A 23,724-nucleotide genomic window follows, 5' to 3' on the forward strand; every position below is an offset into this window, starting at 1 on the left:
ATTATTCCGCCGCCTTACTCATGACAAAACTTTCGCCATCAATCTTTTGACCCGCGTATTCTGTGGAATTTGCAGAGTAGTTCACAAGTACCTGCACACCGTTATCATAGGTTGTACGATAAAGTTCCTCTGCCAGACGTTCGTGATGAACGATTACACTGCTGCCTGTCCGCACATACAACTCCTTCAAAGACGCATAGGCATCTATCGCCGGTGATTTCCACAGGTCATAGCCTGCACTGTACATAGCAGAGAGCCTCGTTTCACGAAGACGATAGGAATCTCCTGCAATACACGCATACAGAAGATCACTGCCGGTTTCTGCCGCCTTAAGAAGCATTGTTTTCTGCTCACCTGACTGTATGACCGGTGGTAATGTATAGCTGGCATAGCCTTGCAAAACCATCTGATAAAACGGGACATCGTAAGAAAAAATATCATAACCGCTGGAAAACGCTGGCGCTTCAAATACACGGTCGACATATGGAAGCGTATAGGCGTTGCCGCCGCTGACAGCTATTCTCCCTTGCTGTTTCTCAGCTTGATCGAGCGATTTCTGGATAATGGACAAGCTTTCAACCCGGTATGTTCCGTCACTCTTTTTAAAATCCGAATAGAGCATGGAACCTATGCCGGAGAAGGATATATCGGTGACTCCTGTTTTTTGAGCCTGTCGGAGAAAGTCGGAAAATAGCGAGGAGATCTTTTGCGGACGGAGCAAATACCAAGGATCAATCGTATTTCTCTTTTCCTGCGTTACGATCGAATAGGCGTATTGCCTTGCATTATCCCCGTTTGGTGCCTTGGCGCTGTCCGATGTCACGGAGATCCTGTTGCCACCTTTTGTATATGTTAGAAGATCCACATCTGGATACAGAACGAACCCCTGTTCGCGTATATAATCGGACAGTTGTGCAAAGGATTGTTTACCTCCCAAGACACGCAGAGGCTTGCAGTCCGTTGAAATCTTGCGATTATACACACCGTTCCCGGTCCAACCCAACAATTGAATACTGAGATCATCCACACCGTTTTTTTGAAGATCCTTCAGAATGTTCTGCAGTTCATCAAAACGTGTAAGCGCTTGCTTCTTGTAGTAATGAATTCCTAAGAAATTCTTCTGCTCCTCCAGCGCACCGTAAACCTTAAGAGACAGTGTGTGTTCAACCTTATTCGGCTGCATGGAGTAAGTCTCAGCCAGAAAATCCCGATAGACGGCCGCCATTCCGGAATAAGAGGCATCTTCCCCGGATAACGGATAATAACACACGGTATAATGGTCAGTTCCAAAGTCCGTATAGGTGATTGTGGAAATATCATTTTTTTTGTTCGTCACATACAACGACTTCTCGATCGAGTAAATCCTTCGGATCATTTTGCTATAAATATAATTGTAGTTAACCTTAGCGCTGCCGGTTTCCGCATGGATCGAAGCCGCTCCGTCGCCTTCCGTTATCACGCCCATTAAGCCGGCCCCGTTGTCCTGCACCGTGCCAAAGACGGGGAGACGGATGTCCATTTCCTTGGAAGTCTGCCGTTCGGCCGAATGCGCCAAATCTGAACCATAGATCATTTTTTCATAGGCTTTCAGTGGGATGATGTTCCGATTAAACTCAGCCACAGCACCACAGCCATCCGGGATAAACAAATAACCGTTTACCGTTTGATCGGCTGCTCCAAAATACGGCAGCAGAGCGATAGAAACAATGCGGTTTTCATTTCCCTCATCGATTCCCGCCACATCGATCGATACCTGAAGACAATCCTCTTTCAACGTATAGACCAATGGGATGCGGATACCCAGCTCCTGAAACGTGTATTCGACACGATAGGCATCAGACTGCTTGGTAACCTGAATTGTCTCTTCGCTCTCGCACTGAATATAGCTGTTTGTCGTCTGTGTAAGCTGATCGGTGTTTTCATCCTCGCGGTTTATGTACTCCATCAGTATATGTGACCGCACATTTGTGCGCATAATCCCGATGCTGATCTTATCCGCATTGGGATTTTCAGGTACGCTGTGCCATGTCTTCCCATTCTCCTTATCCATCAGAGAAAATGTTCCATTTCCCATATCAACCGTCAGACGCAGCCGATCATTCTCAACAGCGGACGTATCCACCCCGGTGTCATTCACCTCATCCGCCGCCGTGTCGGCCGCATCTGTCGGACCGTCGATTCCATGCACGGGGGTAATTCGAAGAAAGGCCATCACAACAGCCACAAGCATACACAGAACTTTTCGCCCGATTTTTTTCATATACTCACCTCAACTGCGGAACCGAAACTCTTTGTATACGGAAACAATAAAATCGGCCAGCTGACGAACCAAGCTGTACAGAAGAATAATTAAAAACACGATGATGATCATACCGACCAGCGTCAACAGCAAAGACCATATCGTCCTTCCCACAGAGAATTCATGAATCGTCATCAGACCAAGGAACAACAAAACGCCGCTCCAGAGTAAACCGACTATCAACAGGATGTCAATAAAAACGCTTTCCGCCGGAATGAGAACATTTGTCAGGCCAACCTTCAGAAAAAGCGACAGGATATATGGAATGAGACTATACGCCGCCGTCGCTGTTATATCCTTGAGAGAGCCATTGCCATCAAGGATGATTGATACAATCCAGTTTGAAAGGACAAACGCGGCAAATACGCCAACCGTTACGGCCACACGTATCGCCATATTGAAATCCACATTCCGATTTATGGCAAATGCAAATCCCGTTCCATAGTATTCCGTCACGCTGGCTACCAGCCAGAGGAAAACAATAACCGCCGCCAATGACCACGAACCAATATGGCGCCGTTTGAACTGTGAAAAGCCGTCTACCGGATGACGCAATACATACAGCGGCATACCGCCGCGGCTTTCCAGACGGGAATACGCCTGATTAGCCGGAGCAACAGCCAGATAACGGGCAAGTCTTTTCACGCCGACAATCGCAGCAACTAAAAGCGCAACAACACCGAATACGATCCAAAGGGCATGATTTTCAAGCGATTTCTGTCGGAGCTGCTGATATGAGAGAGCATATTCCTCCTGCGCATAGGCCAGCTTGAAATAATCCATCGCCTGCCGATAATCGCCGCGATAGTCGGCGATACGCCCTAGTCCCTTATAGGCAAGATAATTATTGCTATTCATCCTGAGTAACTGCTCCCATTCGTTTTGGGAACCATTCAAATCGTTTTCGTTCATTTTTAATACCGCACTGTGCACGGTCTGAATATATTCCGTCGGCGAATACAGGAAAATACAGTTTTTCTTCTTATCTGCAGCCAGAATTCCGCTTCCCATCGATTCGATCGCTGAAGCATAGGAAAAGCAACCGTTCTGGTCTCCATTTGCTCCAAAGACCGCCAGCAGCATCCCGCTATCCGTGTATTGAAAAATCCGGCCGCGTGTCTGATCAAGCAAATTAATGAATCCATTCTGATCGATATCCACGTCGGAAAAATGCGTTTTATTTAATTCGGCTTCTTCGATATCGCCGAAAATCAATTGGCTGTCCAGAATATCGTTGCCTTCGTAATTGAGCTTTCGTAAGAGGCCGGGGACAGCAGCCTTGCTGTCTGTGTCGCGATACGGAGAGACCGTGTAGCAAAAACCATCTGCATCAAAATCCATGTTCAGGATCGAAACCGGCGTGGACTGTTCGACCAAATCTAACTGAGCAACTGAAAGAAACAGCTTGCGAAAGGCCTTAATAAATGCCTGCGTAGTGGATAACACCTCATTGGCACCGAAGAAATGCGAAAAGCTTCCATCCTCATTAAATACCATCAATCCAAGAGTGATGCTGTTTGTCGCAATATAGATGCGTCCCTTACTGTCCGCCTCGATTTTGACTGGATCAAATGCGGCCCCTGTATTATTAAGTACATGATCCGGTCGGACAATCACCCTTGTTAACTGACGATCAGCCGAGAAACAGAGAACGCGGTAGTTCATCGTATCGGCAACATACAGACTTCCATCCGGTGTCACGGTAAAGCCTTCTGCCCCCACAAAGGTCACTTCCCCGTCAGGAAAGGCATCTCTGCATTCTAAGCCCGCCCCATCCGCTATGACGAACTCCGAATATTCGGCAACTAGATTAAGCTCCTCATCCAGTTCTACAATTCGTCCATTGCCGCTGTCCAAAATATACAGTGTTCCATTCACATAACAAAGATCGGAAATGGAATCAAACGGCTTCGTTAATCCCAGCTTAGCCGCATCAATTGTCTGCGCCGGTATGTAGCCAGCCGGCGTCTCAACAGGCTCGCCAAATTCGTTATATTCGTATGTATCGTAAGGAATAAAGCCGCCCTCCGCCGAGGTGTTCAAGATGAATATAGTGCTTAAAAGAGCAACGATGATTATGCGCACAAATTTATTCATAACTGGTCGCCTCACTTTAAGCCGGAATGTGCCATCGTATTCATGATCGATCGCTGATTCCAGAGAAATACAACGATCGTCGGAATCATCAACACAATCGTTACAGCCATGCCAGTACCCGCACGCGTGATGCCACTGCCCGCAATACTAGACATGACTGTAGCAATATGCTTCAGATTTTCTGAATAGATATAACTGCCGCTGCCGGCGTTCCAGTAGCTCTGAAACACAAAGATCATTGCCGTCAGCCAACCAGCCTTAACGCTCGGCGCCACTATGGAAAACAGAATACGAAATTCTCCTGCACCATCAATTCGTGCCGCCTCCAGTACACTGTCGGGAACCGAGTTACGCATAAACTGTACCAACAGATAAATCCCCATTGTGCTGGCGAGATTAGGCAGTATCACAGCCATATAAGTATCAACTATTCGCATCTTGGACATGACAAGAAACCGCACAAGCGCCATCGTATCATTATGGAACAGCATCGCATAAACAAGAGCAACATTCAGGATCTTAACTGCACGGATCTTGGATTTTGCGATGGGATAGGCAGTGATCAACGCCAAAAGCAGATAGACGGCTGTGCCGACCAATGTCGTAAAAACAGCATTAAAAATATAGCGGGTAAACGGCACACCAAGTGTATCGACCGTATTCAGAATTGCCTTATAGTTATCCAGGGTTGGGTTCATTACAAAAAAGCGCGGCGGATATATGTAGAATTCCTCAATAGGTTTAAGTGATTGTAGTATCGTATAAACAAGCGGGATCGCCATGAAAACACTCATCAAAGCCAGAAAGAGAAAAATACCAAAGGTGCCGACCTTTGATCGGGACAAGGTAACAGTCTTGCTTGCCCGACGGTGAGAGCGGATCCGCATGATCAGGGCCTGCCTGTCCGTCATTGCCATCCTCCTCACTCATTAAAAGTCCGCAGCACGGAATTGATCAATTTCCACAGTATCAGCATAATAACCATCAAAAACACAGACATAGCCGAGGCATAACCCAGTTCAAAACGCGTTTTACCATACTCATTCATATAAAGCAGAATCGTATCTGTTGCATTATTCGTACTGGGATATCCGGTTAGTTGCAAGTTGATCGAACCAACAGCAAAAGATGAAGCAATAGATTGCACGGCACCGAAAAGTAGCTGTGGGCCCATCTGCGGCAGGGTTACATAGTACAGCTCCTGCCACCGATTACGCAGTCCGTCGATTGCAGCTGCCTCGTAGAAAGCCCGATCGAGACCATGAAAGCCAGCGACAAACGAGAGGAAACCGGCACCGAAGCTCATCCAAAGGCTCACAATGATTACAACAATCATTGAATAAGCTGGGTCGGAAAGCCAGTTAATCGGCTCAACTCCCATTCTCGCTAGGATCCCATTGAGCACACCATTTGAATCATTGGCAAATACATACTTCCATATTACGAACAATGTGCCGCTTATACTGGGGGAATAAAACAGGAATATAATCAATAAGCGCGTCTTTTTCCCAAGTTCGTTAATCAGCCAAGCAACCGCAAAGCTCAAAATATAGCCAAGAGGGCCGACCAGCATTGCCTGCCACAACGTATTGCGAAAAACCACCAAAAAGGTTTGATCCTTAAAGAACAACCGGAAATAGTTGTCAAGTCCTGTAAACCCCGGCATTGTCATGCCATTAAAGTTCGTAAAGCTCGCCAGCACACCAACTAATGCCGGAATCAATGTAAACACTGTAAAAATAACCACAAACGGAAGCAACATCACATAAAAAGCTCCGTTTTTCTGCAACGAAGTGTGATGCCCTATCGTCTTTTTTTTTTGTTCCACTTTGCTCCTCCCTTTAATCATTCTGCTCAAACTCGGCGCGTTTACGCATTAGCTCCTCATTGATCAGTCTAGTCTGAATGCCAAGTTGCCGCAGAGCATCAACATTATCCGCATAGGATGTGCGCAAAGCATTTGTCAGTGAACGGTTGATAATATATGTACCCGGAACTTGCGGGATCGCGTTAACATAATTCCACTGATAACCGATGGCTTGTTTTTCGGAGTCAGACCAACCAATACTTTCAAAAGCATGACGGTTTGCCACCATTGGTCGGCCCGCGACGCCCTGAAGAGCCTGCATAGCTTGAGAATACTTAATCTGTGCATCCTTTGAGGCCCACCAAGTAATAAAGGAAAATGCTGCATTGGCCTTTCCCCTTTTTTCCGCTGAACGCAGTATCATCGTTCCGGTCATTGTACTGGATACCGCCCGATTAATTGTTCCATCCGTACGTAGCGTTCCTGGCATTGCTGCAAATGTCCAGCGGCCTGCGATCTCGGGCGCTGTCGTTGAAATATTCTGATAAAATCCATAACTCGTTATGAGCATTGGCATTTCACCGGATCGAAAGCGCGATACAAGATCAAAGTCTGTATCCAGGTCATAATCACGATACAATCGAACCCACTGCATAAAAGCGTTCTTGGCACCAGCGCTTTCAAAGTTAACGGACAACAAATCATCGGTGAAGTAACTTTCTCCCTGTTGCAACAGCAATGTTTCAAAAAAGCCTGTTCCACAGGACACACCGGCGTTCGTCGTATCACTCTCACGGATGCCGACTTGAAAACTATTTTTTTGCAGTTCCCTGAGAACATCGTAAAAGGAATCCCAATTCTCTGGCACAGTCAGGCCGAGACGTGCAAAGATATCTGTCCGATAGAACAGCATATTAAAATCCTGCGTCAGCGGAATTGCGTATACTCCCCCATGATAAGTGAACGGAATCCAAGCCGATTCCGCAAATTGTTCCTGAAAAGTTTTCTCCGTTTTCTTCAAATAGGGTGTTAACTCCAGAGCCTGACCACGCAACGCCAAATCGACCGGAACCTCCTGCGTGACGGACAAGGAAACATCCGGTTCACAACCAGCCAGAATAGCCTCGGCCAACGTCGTTGTGGATACCTTAAAATCCACCTTTGTCCCGGAGGATGGCACATAGTCATCGTCAATGATCTGCTTAATCGCCTGTGCCTGATCGCGTCCAAGTGTACACCATACCGTAATCGAATCCTCTGCGGCATCCTTCTGTACAGAAGCATAATCATCTGTAAAGGAGTAGACGAACCGTGCAAACTCGAATTTTACGGTTTTCCAGAAGCCTGCTTCAGCCGGAGGAAGCTCCCCAGCAACCGGTAACAGATAAATGCGATCCAACTCTAATGGAAGACTGCTGAAATCGTAGGTCTGTCCGACGAATGAATCTATGTAGCTTTTCAGCTCCGAAATATTCGGCACAATTAGATTTGGATTTTGTTGATATTTATCGAGTATCTTCTCAAAACGCTTCATGAAAAAGATTTTGGGATTGGTTTCTCCCATTACCTGCTCGATTTGCGCCATAATCGACAGCACTTTTTCACGGACAGAAGCCAAATCCTCCAGCAGTGTCGGAACCTCTTTTTGAATATTATAATCACGCTCTGCATCCGGTTCTGTTCCGGCTACCATAATAATAGACTGATAGACTTCGTTTAATTGATTAACCGCCGCATAAATCGTGTTAAGCGCTTCAGCCATCAGCCCCGTCGTCGCCTCTAGCGTGATCGTATCGCCGGGTTTGAGGTAGAGCTTAAAGGCGCTTTCTTCTCCAAACTGAATGTTCTGCCACTGGGTCGCGTAGGGAAATGCCAAACATCGAGCCTCGTCAAACGGGATAAGTCCGTTAACATACAGACGCCGAAAAGTCGTTGTACCGACCGCCCCGCTCTGCTTGGCCCGGAAGGCCAGAGTATAAAAGCCCTCCTGCGCATCATCTGGTACACGCCACATTGCCCACTGGCCATTCGTCGTCCAATAATCCTTGCCGAATGAATTGATGAGACGCCGGTCGGCGCTTACCGGTGACATACCGGCATTCGTCATATCCGCGGTTGCAGCAAGTGTACGATCACTCTTCAGCACTGCATCTTCTGCCTCGATCACAACGACGTTTGTTGCATCCGTCTTTTCAAACGACGCAAGATAATCGGAATAAGAAGGAATATTCTTCTTCCAGTCCGCAAGAGTTATTTCTTGAATCATGGCTGCTTCAGCCGTTCGTTCTATCGAAATTGTATGCGTCCCTTTTTCGAGATAAATTGCGTACGGTTCATCATACAATCCCAATGCATTTTGGGCCCATTGAAATGTATCCTGATAAGTCTCTATCTGCGTCGGGCGATTCTCATCACCACTGGTTTTCCGAAACCCTTTTTCATTAATCCACAGGCGAGGAAAAGAAAGATTCTCCAGATCGGAGTATGCACTGGCACCATCAAAACGTACTGCCAGTCGAATATTTTGACCCGTTCCCTTGGCAGGCGTATATCTTAAACCAAGATTATATAAACCAGCTTGCTGTACCTCAAAACCTACTTCACATTCTGGATTTTCGCTATCCAGCTTTGCTTCGACCGGTATCGATATGGTCTCAGAAGAAAACTGATGTGTCGGACAATCCTGCAAATATGAGGCATACTCCAGACTTGTATTTGTAAGAGAAGTTTGCGATAAAGCCGATCTATTTGAAGGGATAGAAGTTCTATCGGTTGAGCCCTCCGCAGTTGCAGATGGAGTCGACCCCGTTAGCATTACTGCCACAACCCCACATACAACCAGCCATACACACAGCTGCTTTCTTCCTTGGTAGAACAAAGTCATCGTTCCTTTCCACTCATTCCACAATCGAATTGGATCATAGCTTAAAGCAAATCGTTTTGCTATGGCTAAATTATATAGCGTATAAAATGAATTGTCAATATATATTAGTATCTTTTTCGTCACTCTTTTTTACTTGGTCTTACTCTCTAAATTTTCCCGAGTTTCAAATTTTCTGATAAATACTGACAGCGCCCTTGGTTGATGACTTATACTTATAAACGAAACTGTTGAAATTTATCAAATTTTAGCATATACTTACCTATACGCAAATCGATTTTCTTTTTGCTAAAATTATCTAAGGAATGGGGTATACATTTCTTGTTTTCTATGCCTTGTGGCTTTAGTGAAAGGGCAAAGGTGAGGGCATATGAAAAACAATTTTTCACTCGAAGACATCACCAGTGAATTGCTCGACTATGTAGATAAATATTTGAAAACCGTCATCAGCAACACCAAACGCCGCTATTACCGAAACAAAAAGCGTTCCCTCAAATACGGCATTGTCTTTGTCGAACTGGATAAATACGCTGAAGACCTACACTATGACGATCCGGGAATTGAACAGGCGCTTTGTCAGTGGAGCGATGTGCAGGGGATCAAAATTCCTGTCTTAAATCCGGAACTGGCCGATACTCTGCGAAGCCTGACAGAAAAGCAACGGTTGGTTTTGTTAAAAAACGTTGTTCTCAAAATCCCTATGAAGCAGATCGCCCTTGAACTTGGTATCAGTATTAGCATGGTGAAAAAAACATAAGGATAAAGCCATACATGTTATAAAAAGGAGAATGAGCGTCGATGAAAAATAAAAGCTACCACAACTGTCCGGTACCATCGGCCGATCTGGTTCTGGATCTTATCCGCTCGGCTCCGGAAACGGATAGCCAATTTCTTTCTTTTTACGATCCCTACATTTGCAAAGCGGCTGTCGAGCCCGTTTATGCGGACGACGGCTGTTGTTACAGTACTCGTCTGAACGAAGATCTCCGGCAAGAAATCCTTATCACCTTCGTGCAGAGCTTGATACCCCTGCGCAGGAAACTCATCCGTTATCTGAACGGCGAGTGTGTTCTAGTCCTTATCGTGCCGTCGCCCACTTCATAGGATCAGCGAGGCCGGTGAGATAGATGTCCCTGTGGAACCTTGAAAAATATGCCGGAAGGCATCATGGTAATATGCCGCGGAACGATCCGGGGAGCGCGTTAAGAGCGATAAATCCGCTGTACGACAGAGCAGCGGTGCGACGATCCGGAAGACACTTGCCGCTGGAGCTTGGCGGAGCCGTCTGTGGACGGCCCTAACGATTTTTGTTATGAAGCGGTTCTCTCCCAGAACCTTGTGCATCCGGTGCACAAAGTCCCGGGGGGCTGTCGGCTGCCGTGGCATATCCCCTGCGGGTGGGAACGAAAAAACCCGTCCACATACAAATGGTTTTCGTACAAACCGGTATTTCCGCAAAAAACCTATAAACGAAATTTGACAAAGCCATGGCGTCCCGTATACTGAAGACATACCCAGTTATCTGGGCTATCGCAGCAAGCTGTCTTGCGACGCCTTCCATGTCTTCCTATACGGGCTTTTGGGGAGGCGAAATGCTTGAGCAAAACAGACAGAACGCTTATGCAAAATGAGCAGGTACAGCAAGAGCTTGAGCAGGAACAGACGTATATGGTTGGCAATACTACATTGTAGAGCCGAAATTCCAGGCTGACAGTCAGGAAACATTGGGGTATGTTCTGCTAAAGCTCATGCAGAATGAAATCGACAACACATAAGCAGCTGCGATTCTATCTCCTGGTACTGTTTATTTGGCTGCGGGAAGGAGGCAGTATGAAACGGTCAAATAGTAAAAATAAGCGAGACTTAACAGCATTTCTTTATGAGCGTCTATCTCGTGATGATGATTTGGAGGGTGAGAGTTACAGCATAGCAAATCAAAAAAAGCTGCTGATTAAAGTGGCAAAGGAAATGGGATATACAAACCTGGTGCATTTCTGCGACGACGGCATTTCCGGCGTGACCATGAAGCGGCCGGCTTTTTGTGATATGTTGCAGCAGCTCCAGGATGGCAAAGCTGCCGCTGTATTCGTAAAAGACCTTTCTCGCCTGGGTCGCAACTATATCGAGGTGGGCCGGCTTACAGAGGAATTCTTCCCAGAATACAACATACGGCTGGTAGCGGTGTCGGACAACATTGATTCCTTTGAGGGCGACAACGAGCTGGCACCCATTAAAAATCTATTTAATGAATGGTACGCCCGCGACATCAGTAAAAAGCGGCGGATCAGCAACAAAATCAAGGGCAGTTCTGGTGAACCCTTGAGTGCTCCCCCCTATGGCTATATGAAAAATCCGGAAAGCCCCAAGCATTGGATCATAGACGAAGATGCTGCCAGAGTTGTTAGGAGCATTTTTTCATGGTTTTTAGATGGGATAGGAACCGAGCAGATCGCCGTCAGATTAACCGAGCAAAAGGTGTTGACCTCCATGGAATATGCCATCAGCAAAGGTTCGAAAAAGCCCGGCAAGCGGACGTATGACGATCCCTGTCATTGGAACTCGTCAACCATATGCAAAAGCCTTTCTACGCAGGAGTATTGCGGCGACGTCATCAATTTCAAGACCTATTCCAAGTCCTACAAAAATAAGAAGCGTTACCGCAACGCTCCGGAAAATATGATGGTCTTCCTCGACGTACACGAACCGATTATCGAACGGGAGACCTTTGAGAGAATCCAGGAAAAGCGCGGCAAGGTTCGTAAGCGTAAGACAGCGAGCGGAGAAAAGAATATGTTTTCCGGTATCCTTGTCTGTGCGGACTGCGGCCGAAATATGCATTTCCATTTTAACCAGGGTAACCCTGATATTCAGTATTTCTGCTGCTCCGGTTATAACATGGAAAAAAGAAAATGCTGCGATTCCACCCACTATATCCGGGTGGACTTTCTGGAAAATGTCGTATTAAGTGAAATCCGGCGGCTGACGCGTTTCGCTTGCCACCATGAGGAAGAATTTATCGCCACGGTTTCCGACTATTCCAGAAAGAGTATGGAAACCGATCAGCGGGTTCGTCAGAACGAGTTAAAGGCCCTGATGGCTCGGGACAAAGAACTGGATATGCTGTTCGAGAAAATCTACGAGGACAATGCTACCGGCAAAATCTCCGATGACCGATTTGCGAAGTTCTCCCGAAAATATGAGGAAGAGCAGGTATCGATTGTGGATCGGATCGACTATCTGAAAGAGGCCTTTGACGAAGCCAACGCGAAAGCGACCACCACAGAGACCTTTATGGCAGCTGTCAAAAAGTATACTCGTATAAAAAATTGACGCCGCGTGTTTTAACAGAACTCATTGACCGTATAGAAGTATACCAGGCAGAAAACACCCCGGGCGGCCGCACACAACGAATCCGCATTGTCTATAACTGTATCGGTTCTGTTCAGATTCCAGATGAGATGAATATTCCTCTTCCACAAATCGCGGTGAAGACCCGGAGAGGGGTCGTTGTGACATACGATCCGACGCCGGCCGCTGCCAGTTAAGCTGGCAAAATGAGCATAAGAAACGAGTGTCCTTATAGGATACTCAAATCCTATAAGGACACTCGTTATGGTGCGGGTAACAGGGGTCGAACCTGCATGCCTTGCGGCACTGGAACCTAAATCCAGCGCGTCTGCCAATTCCGCCATACCCGCATAATCCTGGAACAGTATACCACAATTTCTCCCGCCGCGCAAGATGCTTTACCGCCGCGTGGGTGTTTCGATATCCCGGCATGGAAACGCGCCTTCTCCCCAAAAGTTGCAACGTTCACCGGTTTATGGTATACTGCACCCCGGGCGGACTTTTCGCCGCCCCTTACTAAACTGCTAGGCATTCAAAGGATGTGACGCGCTTTGTCCTCCACCTTCCGACGAACCGGGCGGCATGGTAAGCCCTCCGCCGCCTGGAGAACGATTAGCCTGCTGCTGGTCATCGTCCTGGCGGGCGGCGGCTCCCTGTTCGCCATATATCTTGGCCTGCAAAGGCAGATCCCCACTATCAGCCCAATGGCGGAGGGACTTTCCTCGTCCGCGGCCTCCGGCGGCGCCTCCCCCTCGTCCGCGTCGACCACCGTCTCCGTGTCCACGGGTTCCTCGAGCCCCGCCAAAACCACGACGCCCCCCTCCTCCACGCTGCTTGCAAAGACCGCGGATGCCGGGGACGCTTACACGCAAAAAATCCTGTTTCTGGGCGATTCCCGCATCAACGGCATGCTGTACAGCCGTCAGATCTCTTCCGCCAACACCTTTGCGGAAAACGGACTGAGCCACAGCGTCGCCTTGAACAAAGCGATCATCGACCTGGGCACAGGCAAGCTGCTGACGATTCCCCAGGCGGTGGGCATCCGAAAGCCCGACATCATGCTCGTGGCCTTCGGCATCAACGGGGTGGCCTATATGGGGAAAACCGGCTTTATGAAAAGCTACGAGGAATTCATCGACGCCCTGCTCGCACAGTCGCCGGACAGCCGGCTGATTCTCCAGTCCATCCTGCCGGTCTCGAAAGCGTACGCCCAGAAGGATCCCCGCATGGCCAACGATACCATCGACTGGTACAACCAGCAGCTGCTTAAGCTGGCGGAAGAGAAAAGCCTGTACTATCTCGACACGGCACAGGCTCTCAAGGGCGCGGACAACAATCTGGATCCCCGTTTTGACAAAGGGGACGGCCTGCATTTCAACGCCGCCGCCGGCGAAGCAATCCTCACGTATATCCGCACCCATGCCCTCCCCGATTGGGAATAATCCCCTCGATAACAAAAAGGCTGTGGAGAATTCCACAGCCTTTTTGTATACGGTTTACCCAGAGGGCGGTATAATACAATAACCTCCTCTGCACAACACGGCAGAGGAGGTTATCGAAATGGTGTGATCATGATCCTCCTTTGTAAGAAGCAGCTCGGACACGTCCAGTCATTTGCCGACGCATCCGTTCGGCGCCCCCGCCGACCAAAGAACGGCATTCTTCGGATATGCCCGTTCTCAAGAAGCGTACTCCCCTGTCTTTACGGGATACGCTGCCATTTTACACCATGGGACTCACCTTTTCCAGTTTTTTAGGATTTCTCAACCTCAAAGGGTTGGATTTCTTAATCCATGGGACTCACCTTTTCCCGCGGGATGGCCCCGCGTGAAATATGCCGGCAGTCGGTTCTATGCGAAGTTTGCTCCTTGCGGAAGCGTTTAGCCCATGGGACTCACCTTTCTTATGCAGTTTTCGGCGGGCACCCGTTCCGGTCCCCCCGCGTGACATCCACGGCTGACAAACTCGCTATAGGGCATCGCCTTAGGCATGGTTCCAAGTGACATATTGTTTAAGGCATTGGACTCACCTTTTTGACTTTCCCTTATGCCGCTTCCTCGGCATCAAACATCTGGAATCGAGGTTTCGAATCCCGTTCTGGAAAGAGTATTTCATAGCCTGCCACGATACGGAGGTTTTGCCTCCCGGGAAGATTGGTCACGCTATTTTATATGAAGAAATCATTGGTATCGGCCTTTCCCTCCGGGAAAGCCAGTCAGGACCTTGCGCATATTTACTTGTACGATGGGGATACTTTAGTCACCGGCCCTGGTGGAACACGCTCCGCAACACTGGAACGCGGGCCGTCATCCTCTCATCGCTGGCGCTTTTCGCGCCGGAACACCGAACGTCGCCAAGAGGTATTTTTGATACACCGATTGATTTGGATGGAGATGCTGCAAAATGCGGCAGGCTGCAAGTATGGATTTTGCTTGCCTGTTTGCCGGAATGCGCATGCTTTCCTTCCCGGTATGGCCTCTATGCAGGGTCGATCCGCTGTTCCGCCTGCTGCGGGTTCCGCCCCGCGCAGGCAATCTGCTGTGCTTCTGAATCGCTGTGCATGGGACTCACCCCTTTCTTTTGCCTTCACGATCAGGCTCAGGTTCCTCACCCTGTGAGGTTCTTCTCTGTTCCCTTTCGCTGATTGTAGTATAGCACTTCATTTGTGAATTGTCAATATATTATTTGTTAATAAAAGATGAAAAGTGGAATTATTAACTTATTGAAAATTCCAATCTCCTACTCTTGACGAAACCCGGTTTACAGGGTAAAATGGTGGTAACGTCCTGCGGGCAATCCCGCCGGTACGTAAAATTGAACGAACGTGTCCCCCGGCGGGACCGCTGCGGATGGGAGAAAGACTATGTCGGATGAATACGGCGCGGATTTGGTAACCGTCCTGGACGACGAAGGAAACGAGCACCAGTTCGAACTGCTGGACGCCATCGAGACGGACGACGGGCGGTATGTGGCCCTTCTTCCCGTCTATGACGATGCGGACGAATCCGTCAACGACGACGGCGAGCTGATTATTTTGGAAGTGGCGGAGGAAAACGGCGAGGATCTGCTGGTGCCCATCGAAGACGACGCCGTGTTCGATGAGATCGCCGAAATCTTCGAGGAACGCCTGTCCGACCTGTACGAGGTCGAGGAACTGGAATCCCCGGCAGACGAGGAGCCTCTTAACTGATTCCATCGTCCGCCCTCCTGCTGTGTGCGCGGACTGCGGCTTTTTAACCCTACTACACTTGGACTTCGGGAGCCTAGCTCCGGGGCCGGATGACAGACCTCCCCGCTTCGGCGGGAAGAAGGGAGTCGGAACGTCCTGGGCGGCGCCCACCTGCTTGACTTATTAGTAGCAGGTTATGCAAGTCGCGATACGGCACAGCGGGACTATATAAACAAACAGACGCCCGGAGGTAATCTTACCTCCGGGCGTTTTTTCAGGCTTCTTCCCCCGCGAACTGGGAATTATACAGACTGGCGTAAAACCCGCCTTTTTCCAGCAGCTCGCCGTGGGTTCCCTGCTCCACCACGTCGCCCTTGTCCAGCACCAGGATGAGATCCGCATCCCGGATGGTGGACAGCCGGTGGGCGATAATAAAGGCGGTTTTCCCCTCCCGCATCTTCCGGAAGGCCTTCTGAATCCGCATCTCGGTGAGAATATCCACCGAGCTGGTGGCCTCGTCCAGGATCAGCATGGGCGAATCCAGCAGCATGGCCCGCGCAATGGTCAGCAGCTGCTTCTGCCCCTGGGACAGGTTGCCCCCGTCCTCCGCGATTAGGGTGCCGTAGCCGTCGGGCAGCCGGCGGATGAAACTGTGCGCATGGGCGGCCCTGGCCGCCGCTTCGATTTCCTCGTCGGTGGCGTCCGGCTTGCCATAGGCGATGTTTTCCCGGATGGTGCCGGCAAACAGCCAGGTGTCCTGCAGTACCATGCCGAAGCTGCGCCGCAGGCTGTCCCGGGTCACCCCGGTGATATCCTGTCCTTCCACCTTGATGCGGCCATCGTCCACCTCATAGAACCGCATCAGCAGGTTGACCAGGGTGGTCTTTCCCGCCCCCGTGGGTCCCACGATAGCCACCGTCATCCCCGGCTTCACCGTGAGGTTGAAATCGGTGATCAGCGGCCGTTCTGGCTGGTAGGCGAAGCGTACGTGCTCGAAAGCCACGGAGCCCTCCGCTGCCTCCAGCCGCGCCGCGTCGGCCGGCTCGGGCCGTTGCTCCTCCCCGTCCAGCACGGCGAACACCCGCCGGGCGGAGGCCATGGCCAGCTGCAGCTGCATGGTGATGGCCGTTATCTCATTGAAGGGCTTGGAAAACTGCGCCGTATAGGTCAAAAAGCTGGCTACCCCGCCGGGGGTCAGGGCGTTTTTCAGCACCGCCAGGATGCCGAACACCCCCACCAGCACGTAAGCCACATTGTTGACAAACCGGGTGGAGGGGTTGACCAGGGCGGAAGCGAACTGCGCCCGGTATCCACATTGGTACAGCTCGGCGTTGATGGCGTCGAACCCGTCCACCGCCCGGTCCTCATAGCCGAAGGCCTTGACCGTCCTCTGCCCGCTTATCAGCTCCTCCGCGTAGCCGTTAAGCCGCCCCAGCGTGCGGCTCTGCTCCTTAAAACGGCGGCTGCCGTATTTGGTGATGGCAAAGCCCACCAGGAAGCAGAGCGGCGTGACGAACACCGCCACCAGCGTGACCATGGGATTGAGGGACAGCATGAACGCCAGGGACAGCAGCACCGTCATCACGCCGGACACCAGCTGGACGATCCCCTGGTTCAGCCCGTCGGAGATGGCATCGATGTCGTTGGTGAACCGGCTCATCATGTCGCCATGGGAATGGGTGTCGTAGTATTGCAGCGGCAACCGCCCCAGCTTGCCGAACAAATCCACCCGCAGGGCCCGCACTGTCCGGTTGGCCACCAGATTGGCGCACAGGGCCGTCAGCCAGTTGAACAGGGAGCCGGCCAGGTACAGCACGCCGATGACCGCCAGCGTTTTCAGCAGAGCGGCCAGATAGCCGCCCCCCGTCCCCGGCAGGATAAGGTCGATAGCCCGCCCAATCAGCTTGGGGGCCAGCAGCAGCGACGTGTTGCCGATGAGCGCGAACACAAACACGCCCGCCAGAGCCGCCTTGTGCCGCCCCACATAGCCGAGCAGGCGCCGCATGGTGCGCGGCTTGTCGGTTTTCATCGGCCGTCGCCTCCTTTCTCCTGCGACTCGCAGATTTCCCGGTAAGCCTCGCAGGTGGCCAGCAGCTCCTCGTGACTGCCCGCCCCCGCCAGCTCGCCGTCGTCCAGCATCAGGATGAGATCCGCCTGCTTGACGGCACTGACCCGCTGGGAGACCATGAATACGGTCATCCCCTCGGTGCCCTCCCGGATGGCCCGGCGCAGCGCCGCGTCGGTGGCATAATCCAGCGCGCTGGAGGAATCATCCAGCACCAGGATGGCGGGCCGGCGCACCAGCGCCCTGGCGATGGTCAGCCGCTGCTTCTGCCCGCCGGACAGATTGGTTCCGCCCCGCTCCACCAGGGATTGATAGCCGTCCTTCTGCCGGCGGATGAATTCATCGGCCTGAGCCATGACGGCAGCGTCTCGCACCGCCTGATCGTCGGCCTGCGGGTCGCCCCAGCGGATGTTGTCCGCGATGGTGCCGGAGAACAGCTCCGCCTTCTGCGGCACCAGCCCCACCTTATGCCGCAGCGCGTCGGGCGCATACTCCCGCACGTCCCGGCCTTCCACCAGCACGGCCCCCGCCTCGACGTCGTAGAACCGCATCAGCAGATGCATCAGCGTGGATTTGCCCGAGCCAGTGCCGCCCAAAATGCCCACCATGGCCCCTCTGGGCGCCGAAAAGGAGATGTCGGTCAATACCCGGTCGCCGCCGTAAGAAAAATCCACATGCCGGAACTCCACTGCCGGCGTCCCCGGGACACCCTGCGTCTCGCCGCCCTCTTCCTCCTGGATGGACGGCTCCGCTCCCAGCACCTCCAGCACCCGTCCGGCGGAGGCATAGGCCTTGGTGAAAGTTCCCACCAGGTTAGCCACCACCAGCAGCGCCAGCAGAATTTGGTTAACATAATTGATAAACGCGATGATTTCGCCGGTGGTCATGCCCCCGGCCTCCACCCGCAGCCCGCCGAACCACACGATGGCCAGAATGGCCAGGTTCATGATCAGCTGGGTGCCGGGATTGAGCAGCGCCGCCAGCTTTCCGACCCGGATGGAGGCGGCGGTGTGTTCCTCCGTCGCGCCGCCGAACCGCTTCTGCTCCTTGTCCGTGCGGGCAAACGCGCGGATCACCCGCACGCCCGACAGATTTTCCCGCAGCACCCGGGTCAGCTTATCCAGCCGGCCCTGCACCGTGCGGTACAGCGGCACCGTCTTACGCATCACCAGGGTGATAATCAGCACGAACAGCGGGATAGCCACGATAATCACCAGTGACAGCCGCAGATCGATGGTCATGGCCATGACGATCCCACCCACGCACAAAAACGGCGCGCGGATCACCAGCCGGATCAGCATGGCCACCGCGTACTGGAGCTGATTGACGTCGCTGGTCACCCGGTTGATGAGGGACGGGGTGCCGAAGGCGTCCAGCTCCGCGTGGGACAGGGATGTAATCCGGCGGAACACCGCGTGGCGCAGACCGGTGCCAAAGCCCTGGGAGGTGACGGAGGCCACGTATTGACACACCAGGGCGCACAGCAGCCCCACTGTCACGATACCCAGCATCACGCCGCCCATTTTCAGGATATATCCCGTATCTCCCTTGGCGATGCCGTCGTCGATCACCTTGGCCATCAGCAGCGGCAGATACAGCTCGAGCACCGCCTCCGCCAGCTTGGCCGCCGGGCCGAGAATGCAATAGACGCGGTAGGGTTTGAGAAAGGGTCCGAAAGGCTTCAGGGACAAATGGGCCACCTCCAGGAGATGTATAGTCAGCTAAGTGGAAAGAAAAGCCGCTTACCTAACTGTCGCGGCAACGAAAATAGTGTACCATATTTCCCCTTTTCCCGCCATAGAAAGATCGCCAAACCTGTGCCGCGGCCGAACCGGAATTGTCGCCGTTTTGTCAGGGCTCCCGTCCCTCGAACTTCTTTGTAGGCGGTCGTTCCCCGGCCCGCCGGATACGTTTGGCTGGAACGGGCTGCTTCTCCGTTAGTCTGTCCCACCGCCGTCCGTTCATTCCCCGGTCGGCCATACCTTCAAAACAAGGCCGATGCCAAACGCAGGGAATCCGCCTGACGATACCGCGTCGGGTTTTCTCCTACAATAACAAAACGGGGGCATAACCCCCGTTCGTAACCTCTTGCGGTATCAGCCGCCGTGATTCTATTTATGATATTTCCCTCCTTGGGAAATCTGCATGGCCCGATAGAGCTGCTCGAGTACCATTACCCGGGCCAGCTGGTGCGGGAAGGTCATGGGCGACATGGAAAGCCGCAGCCGCGCAGCCTTCTTCACGTCGTCGGACAAGCCCCAAGAGCCGCCGATGACCAGCGCCGCCGCGTTCACCCCGTCCACCGCCAGCTTGTCCAGCGTTTCGGAAAACGCCGGCGAATCCAGCTCTTTCCCCTCGATACACCAGGCGATCACCGCCGCGCCGGCGGGCACCTTAGCCAGCAGCCGGCGCCCCTCTTCTTGCACCGCCCGCGCGATTTGCGCGGCGGAGGGATTCTCCGGCAGCCGCTCCTCCTCCACCTCCGTCACCGTCAGGCGGCAGAAGGCCGACAGCCGCTTTCCATATTCGGCACAGGCGTCCCGCCAATAGGCTTCCTTCAGTTTGCCCACACAGAGCAGCGATATATGTCTCACAGCAACAACCTATACAATTAACATTCGTTAAAATACCGTCACTTTTTCGGTGGATACCCGTTCCGCTACCTGGAGAAGAAAATCCACCCCGGCCCGCAGCCCCGCTTCCTGCAGCGCCGCCTGCGAGGTGACGTATGCCAAATCCGGCAGATTGTTCTCCGCGCTGAGATGGGCCAGCACGAACCGCGTCGTCCCCTCCTGCGCGAACTGCGGCAGCTCGGCGGCACACGCCTCGTTGGACAGATGACCTGTCTTGGCCAGTATCCGCTTTTTCAAGAAATAGGGATAGGGCCCGTTTTCCAGCATGCGGATATCGTGATTGGACTCGATGTGCACCAGGTCGCAGCCGCGCAGCGCCTTACGCACCACCGGCGTCATATAGCCCATGTCGGTGGCCACCGCAATCCGCCGGTCGTCGGCAGTATGTATCCGGAACCCCAGGCTTTCGGCGCTGTCGTGGGGCGTTGGAAACGCGGTGATTTCCATGTCCGCCACCTCGATGCCCTCCTCGTCGATGACGGCGAAGGCGTCCCGCTCCCCCAAAATACCGGCGTGCAAAAGCTCCTCAAGCGTTCCCCGGGAGGCAAAGACCGGCATCCCGTACCGCCGGGTCAGCACCCGCAGCCCCGCCACGTGATCGCTGTGCTCGTGGGTGACGCAGATGGCCCGGATGCTGCCGGGATCGATCTCCCGCTCCCGCAGGGCGGTTTCGATCCGTCTCGCGCTCACCCCGGCATCCACCAGGACCCCGCCCGCGGCGGAACCTATGTAGCAGCAGTTGCCGCTGCTGCCGCTGAATAGGGGACAATAACGCGCCATGTATTTACCTCAACCTCTTAAAGCGCCTGCCGCAGTACCGTGTCGGGAATGGTTACCTGCCGGATATCCGCTCCCAGGCTCTGCAGCTTCTCCACGATATCCTCGTAGCCGCGCTCGATATACTGGATTTCTTCGATTTCGGTGCAGCCTCTGGCCGCCAGCCCGGCGATCACCATCGCCGCGCCCGCCCGCAGATCCACCGCCTTGACCGGGGCCGCCGTCAGCTGATCGATGCCCTGGAACACGGCGACCTTGCCGTCCACCTGCACCTGCGCGCCCATGCGCCGCAGCTCGTCCACATACCGGAACCGGTTGTCCCAGATGCCCTCGGTGACAATGCTCGTGCCCTCCGCCATGGTCAGCAATGCGCCAATCTGCGGCTGCATATCGGTAGGGAATCCGGGATGCGGCATGGTCTTGACGTTGCAGTGGAGGATCGGCCCGTCCCGGCGCACCCGCACCGCGTCGTCGTATTCCTCCACCACGGCCCCCATTTCCATCAGCTTCGCGGTGATGGATTCGAGATGCTTCGGGATGACGTTGCGCACCACGATGTCGCCGCCGGTGGCCATGGCCGCCGCCATATAGGTCCCCGCCTCGATTTGATCGGGGATGATGGAATAGGACGCGCCGTAGAGATGCTCCACGCCCCGCACCTTGATAACATCGGTGCCCGCGCCCCGCACATCCGCGCCCATGGAGTTCAAAAAGTTGGCGAGATCCACGATATGCGGCTCCTTGGCCGCGTTTTCAATGACCGTAATTCCCCGGGCCTTCACGGCGGCCAGCATGATGTTGACCGTCGCGCCCACCGACACCATGTCGAGATAAATGGAGTTGCCCACCAAACGCTCGGCCACTACATCGATCATGCCATGCTCCATGGGCGCCACCGTCGCTCCCAGCGCCGTGAAGCCCTTCAGATGCTGATCGATGGGCCGCACGCCGAAATAGCAGCCGCCCGGCATGGAAACCCGCGCCGTGCCGAACCGGCCCAGCAGCGCGCCGATGAAATAATAAGAAGCCCGCATGTGCCGCGCCAAATCGTGCGGCACCACATGAGTGGAAATCGGCCGGGGATCGATCTCCACCGTGTTTTTATTCAGCCGGCGCACCTGCGCGCCGATGGAAGACAGAATTTCAAGGGATGTAGCCACATCCATAATGTTCGGTATATTTTCAATACGGCAGACGCCGTCGGCAAGGATCACAGCAGGAAGAATGGCCACCACCGCGTTCTTGGCGCCGCTGATTTCCACGTCGCCGACCAGCCGATGGCCGCCATATACTCTATATTTTTCCAATCGGCCCCACTCCTCCGGAATTTTAACATTCCTATTATATCACCAAAAGGGAAAAAATCAAACATAAAATGCTGCTATCCCTTGGTATTTATTCCTTCGCTGCCGTTTTTCTCCGGACAAACAGCCGTCTGTCCAGTAAATCCGTGCCGAATGGAAAACAATTTCTGTTTTTCACAAAAATTCCGTTATCGTGCGGGCATAAGCGCTGAAAATCAATTACCGAAGCTCATCCCGATTTCCTTGGCCGCCTGAATGGCCGGGCAGTCCGCCGGCACCTTCTTGAGCTTGCCGGCCACCTCTTCTAAGGGAACGGGCACGATTTCATCATGGATGACGGCGCACATGTACCCGTATTTTTCCTCGGCGATCAGCCGCGCCGCCGCCGCGCCCAGCCGGGTGGCCAGCACCCGATCGTAGGCGCAGGGGCTGCCGCCCCTCTGGAAATGCCCCGGTACGCATACCCGCGTCTCCGTGCCTACAAAGGGCTCCAGCTCCTTGGCGATCCGGTAGGCGATGGACGGATCCCCTTCCGCCGCCCGCTTGGCCGCCAGCGCCTTTTTGCCCAGCTTCGCCTCTTCCTTGGACAGGGCGCCCTCCGCCACCGCCAGGATGGAGAAGGTTTTGCCCTGCCGCCTCCGCTTGTCCAAGGCCTTGCCCACCTTCTGGATGTCGTAGGGGATTTCCGGCAGCAGCACGATGTCTGCGCCGCCCGCGATGCCCGCGTGCAGGGTCAGCCATCCCACCTTGTGGCCCATGACCTCCACAATGAACACCCGCCCGTGGGAGGTGGCGGTGGTGTGGATGCAGTCGATGACCTGGGTGGCGATGTCCACCGCACTTTGAAACCCGAAGGTCATGTCGGTGCCCCACAAATCGTTGTCGATGGTCTTGGGCAGCGTCACCACATGCACCCCTTCCTCCCGCAGGAGGTTGGCCGTCTTGTGGGTGCCGTTCCCGCCCAGAATCGCCAGGCAGTCGAGCCCCAAATCCGCCACCGTCTTTTTCATGGCCGCCACCTTGTCGACGCTGTCGTCCTCGATGACCCGCATGAGCTTGAAGGGCCGCCGGGAGGTGCCCAGCACCGTGCCGCCCAGCGTCAGAATCCCGGAAAAATCTTCCGGCTTCATCCTCCGCCAGTTTCCCTCGATCAGCCCCTTGTAGCCCTCCAGGATCCCGTAAATCTCCACCTCGTCGAACGCCTCATACAACGCCTTGGCCACGCCGCGGATCGCCGCATTTAATCCCTGGCAATCGCCGCCGCTGGTTAATATCCCCACTTTTTTCATAATTATAACATCCCTTTTCGCAGAAATCGAAACGGTTCCCGAATCCTCATTTTAA

At 52.9% G+C, this 23,724-nt stretch carries 17 protein-coding genes and 1 tRNA gene; 6 read left to right on the forward strand and 12 right to left on the reverse strand.

Going from position 1 to position 23,724, the window contains the following annotated elements; all coding sequences use genetic code 11:
- Position 1: 1 nt before the first annotated feature.
- The 5 genes from ACSAMM_RS08580 to ACSAMM_RS08600 are packed head-to-tail and all read right to left on the reverse strand — an operon-like array spanning position 2 to position 9,081.
- A complete protein-coding gene (locus ACSAMM_RS08580) occupies positions 2-2,260 on the reverse strand; it encodes a DUF5696 domain-containing protein (protein WP_457791064.1) in 2,259 nt (752 codons plus the stop codon).
- Between the two features lie 9 nt (positions 2,261-2,269).
- Positions 2,270-4,396: a YIP1 family protein gene (locus tag ACSAMM_RS08585; RefSeq protein ID WP_457791065.1), complete on the reverse strand. Its 2,127-nt coding sequence runs from the start codon at positions 4,394-4,396 to the stop codon at positions 2,270-2,272.
- Between the two features lie 11 nt (positions 4,397-4,407).
- Entirely contained in the window at positions 4,408-5,307 is a 900-nt protein-coding gene (locus ACSAMM_RS08590) for a carbohydrate ABC transporter permease (RefSeq protein ID WP_457791066.1), read from the reverse strand.
- A gap of 11 nt (positions 5,308-5,318) precedes the next feature.
- Positions 5,319-6,224 carry a carbohydrate ABC transporter permease gene (locus tag ACSAMM_RS08595; protein ID WP_457791067.1) on the reverse strand — a complete coding sequence of 302 codons (906 nt, stop codon included), beginning with the start codon at positions 6,222-6,224 and terminating at the stop codon, positions 5,319-5,321.
- Between the two features lie 13 nt (positions 6,225-6,237).
- A complete protein-coding gene (locus ACSAMM_RS08600) occupies positions 6,238-9,081 on the reverse strand; it encodes an extracellular solute-binding protein (RefSeq protein WP_457791068.1) in 2,844 nt (947 codons plus the stop codon).
- A gap of 373 nt (positions 9,082-9,454) precedes the next feature.
- On the opposite strand from ACSAMM_RS08600, the gene ACSAMM_RS08605 reads away from it, so the two are divergent.
- The 4 genes from ACSAMM_RS08605 to ACSAMM_RS08620 all read left to right on the forward strand — a co-directional run bounded on the left by ACSAMM_RS08605 (position 9,455) and on the right by ACSAMM_RS08620 (position 12,629).
- On the forward strand, positions 9,455-9,841 hold the full coding sequence (locus ACSAMM_RS08605; protein WP_457791069.1) for an RNA polymerase sigma factor: 387 nt from the start codon (positions 9,455-9,457) through the stop codon (positions 9,839-9,841).
- Positions 9,842-9,882: 41 nt separating this feature from the next.
- A complete protein-coding gene (locus tag ACSAMM_RS08610) occupies positions 9,883-10,188 on the forward strand; it encodes a helix-turn-helix domain-containing protein (RefSeq protein ID WP_457791070.1) in 306 nt (101 codons plus the stop codon).
- A gap of 726 nt (positions 10,189-10,914) precedes the next feature.
- The gene (locus ACSAMM_RS08615; protein ID WP_457791071.1) at positions 10,915-12,414 is read left to right on the forward strand and encodes a recombinase family protein; all 1,500 of its coding nucleotides are present in this window, start codon (positions 10,915-10,917) and stop codon (positions 12,412-12,414) included.
- Positions 12,411-12,629 (forward strand): DUF4368 domain-containing protein, encoded by a 219-nt coding sequence (locus ACSAMM_RS08620; RefSeq protein ID WP_457791072.1) that lies wholly within the window; start codon positions 12,411-12,413, stop codon positions 12,627-12,629. Before ACSAMM_RS08615 ends, ACSAMM_RS08620 begins: the two co-directional genes overlap by 4 nt.
- 68 nt (positions 12,630-12,697) lie before the next feature.
- Here ACSAMM_RS08620 and ACSAMM_RS08625 read toward each other — a convergent pair.
- Positions 12,698-12,782 (reverse strand) — tRNA-Leu (locus ACSAMM_RS08625).
- A 201-nt stretch (positions 12,783-12,983) separates the two neighbouring features.
- Between ACSAMM_RS08625 and ACSAMM_RS08630 the strand changes: the two genes are divergently transcribed.
- Together ACSAMM_RS08630 and ACSAMM_RS08635 are read left to right on the forward strand one after the other, a co-directional pair.
- A complete protein-coding gene (locus tag ACSAMM_RS08630; RefSeq protein ID WP_457791073.1) occupies positions 12,984-13,874 on the forward strand; it encodes an SGNH/GDSL hydrolase family protein in 891 nt (296 codons plus the stop codon).
- 1,421 nt (positions 13,875-15,295) lie between these two features.
- A complete protein-coding gene (locus ACSAMM_RS08635) occupies positions 15,296-15,622 on the forward strand; it encodes a DUF1292 domain-containing protein (protein ID WP_178720975.1) in 327 nt (108 codons plus the stop codon).
- Positions 15,623-15,875: 253 nt separating this feature from the next.
- Here ACSAMM_RS08635 and ACSAMM_RS08640 read toward each other — a convergent pair whose 3' ends face one another.
- From ACSAMM_RS08640 to ACSAMM_RS08665, 6 genes are all read right to left on the reverse strand, one after another.
- The gene (locus tag ACSAMM_RS08640; RefSeq protein WP_178720977.1) at positions 15,876-17,630 is read right to left on the reverse strand and encodes an ABC transporter transmembrane domain-containing protein; all 1,755 of its coding nucleotides are present in this window, start codon (positions 17,628-17,630) and stop codon (positions 15,876-15,878) included.
- Positions 17,627-19,357 carry an ABC transporter ATP-binding protein gene (locus ACSAMM_RS08645; RefSeq protein WP_457791074.1) on the reverse strand — a complete coding sequence of 577 codons (1,731 nt, stop codon included), beginning with the start codon at positions 19,355-19,357 and terminating at the stop codon, positions 17,627-17,629. Before ACSAMM_RS08645 ends, ACSAMM_RS08640 begins: the two co-directional genes overlap by 4 nt.
- Positions 19,358-19,777: 420 nt before the next feature.
- A complete protein-coding gene (rlmH, locus tag ACSAMM_RS08650) occupies positions 19,778-20,260 on the reverse strand; it encodes a 23S rRNA (pseudouridine(1915)-N(3))-methyltransferase RlmH (RefSeq protein WP_178720979.1) in 483 nt (160 codons plus the stop codon).
- 27 nt (positions 20,261-20,287) lie between these two features.
- A complete protein-coding gene (locus ACSAMM_RS08655) occupies positions 20,288-21,079 on the reverse strand; it encodes an MBL fold metallo-hydrolase (RefSeq protein ID WP_457791075.1) in 792 nt (263 codons plus the stop codon).
- A 17-nt stretch (positions 21,080-21,096) separates the two neighbouring features.
- Positions 21,097-22,383 carry a UDP-N-acetylglucosamine 1-carboxyvinyltransferase gene (locus ACSAMM_RS08660; RefSeq protein WP_457791076.1) on the reverse strand — a complete coding sequence of 429 codons (1,287 nt, stop codon included), beginning with the start codon at positions 22,381-22,383 and terminating at the stop codon, positions 21,097-21,099.
- Between the two features lie 212 nt (positions 22,384-22,595).
- Positions 22,596-23,669, reverse strand: a complete 1,074-nt coding sequence (locus ACSAMM_RS08665) for an ATP-dependent 6-phosphofructokinase (RefSeq protein WP_178720985.1) — start codon at positions 23,667-23,669, stop codon at positions 22,596-22,598.
- Positions 23,670-23,724: the final 55 nt, after the last annotated feature.

The sequence above is a fragment of the Anaeromassilibacillus sp. SJQ-5 genome, assembly GCF_054108045.1.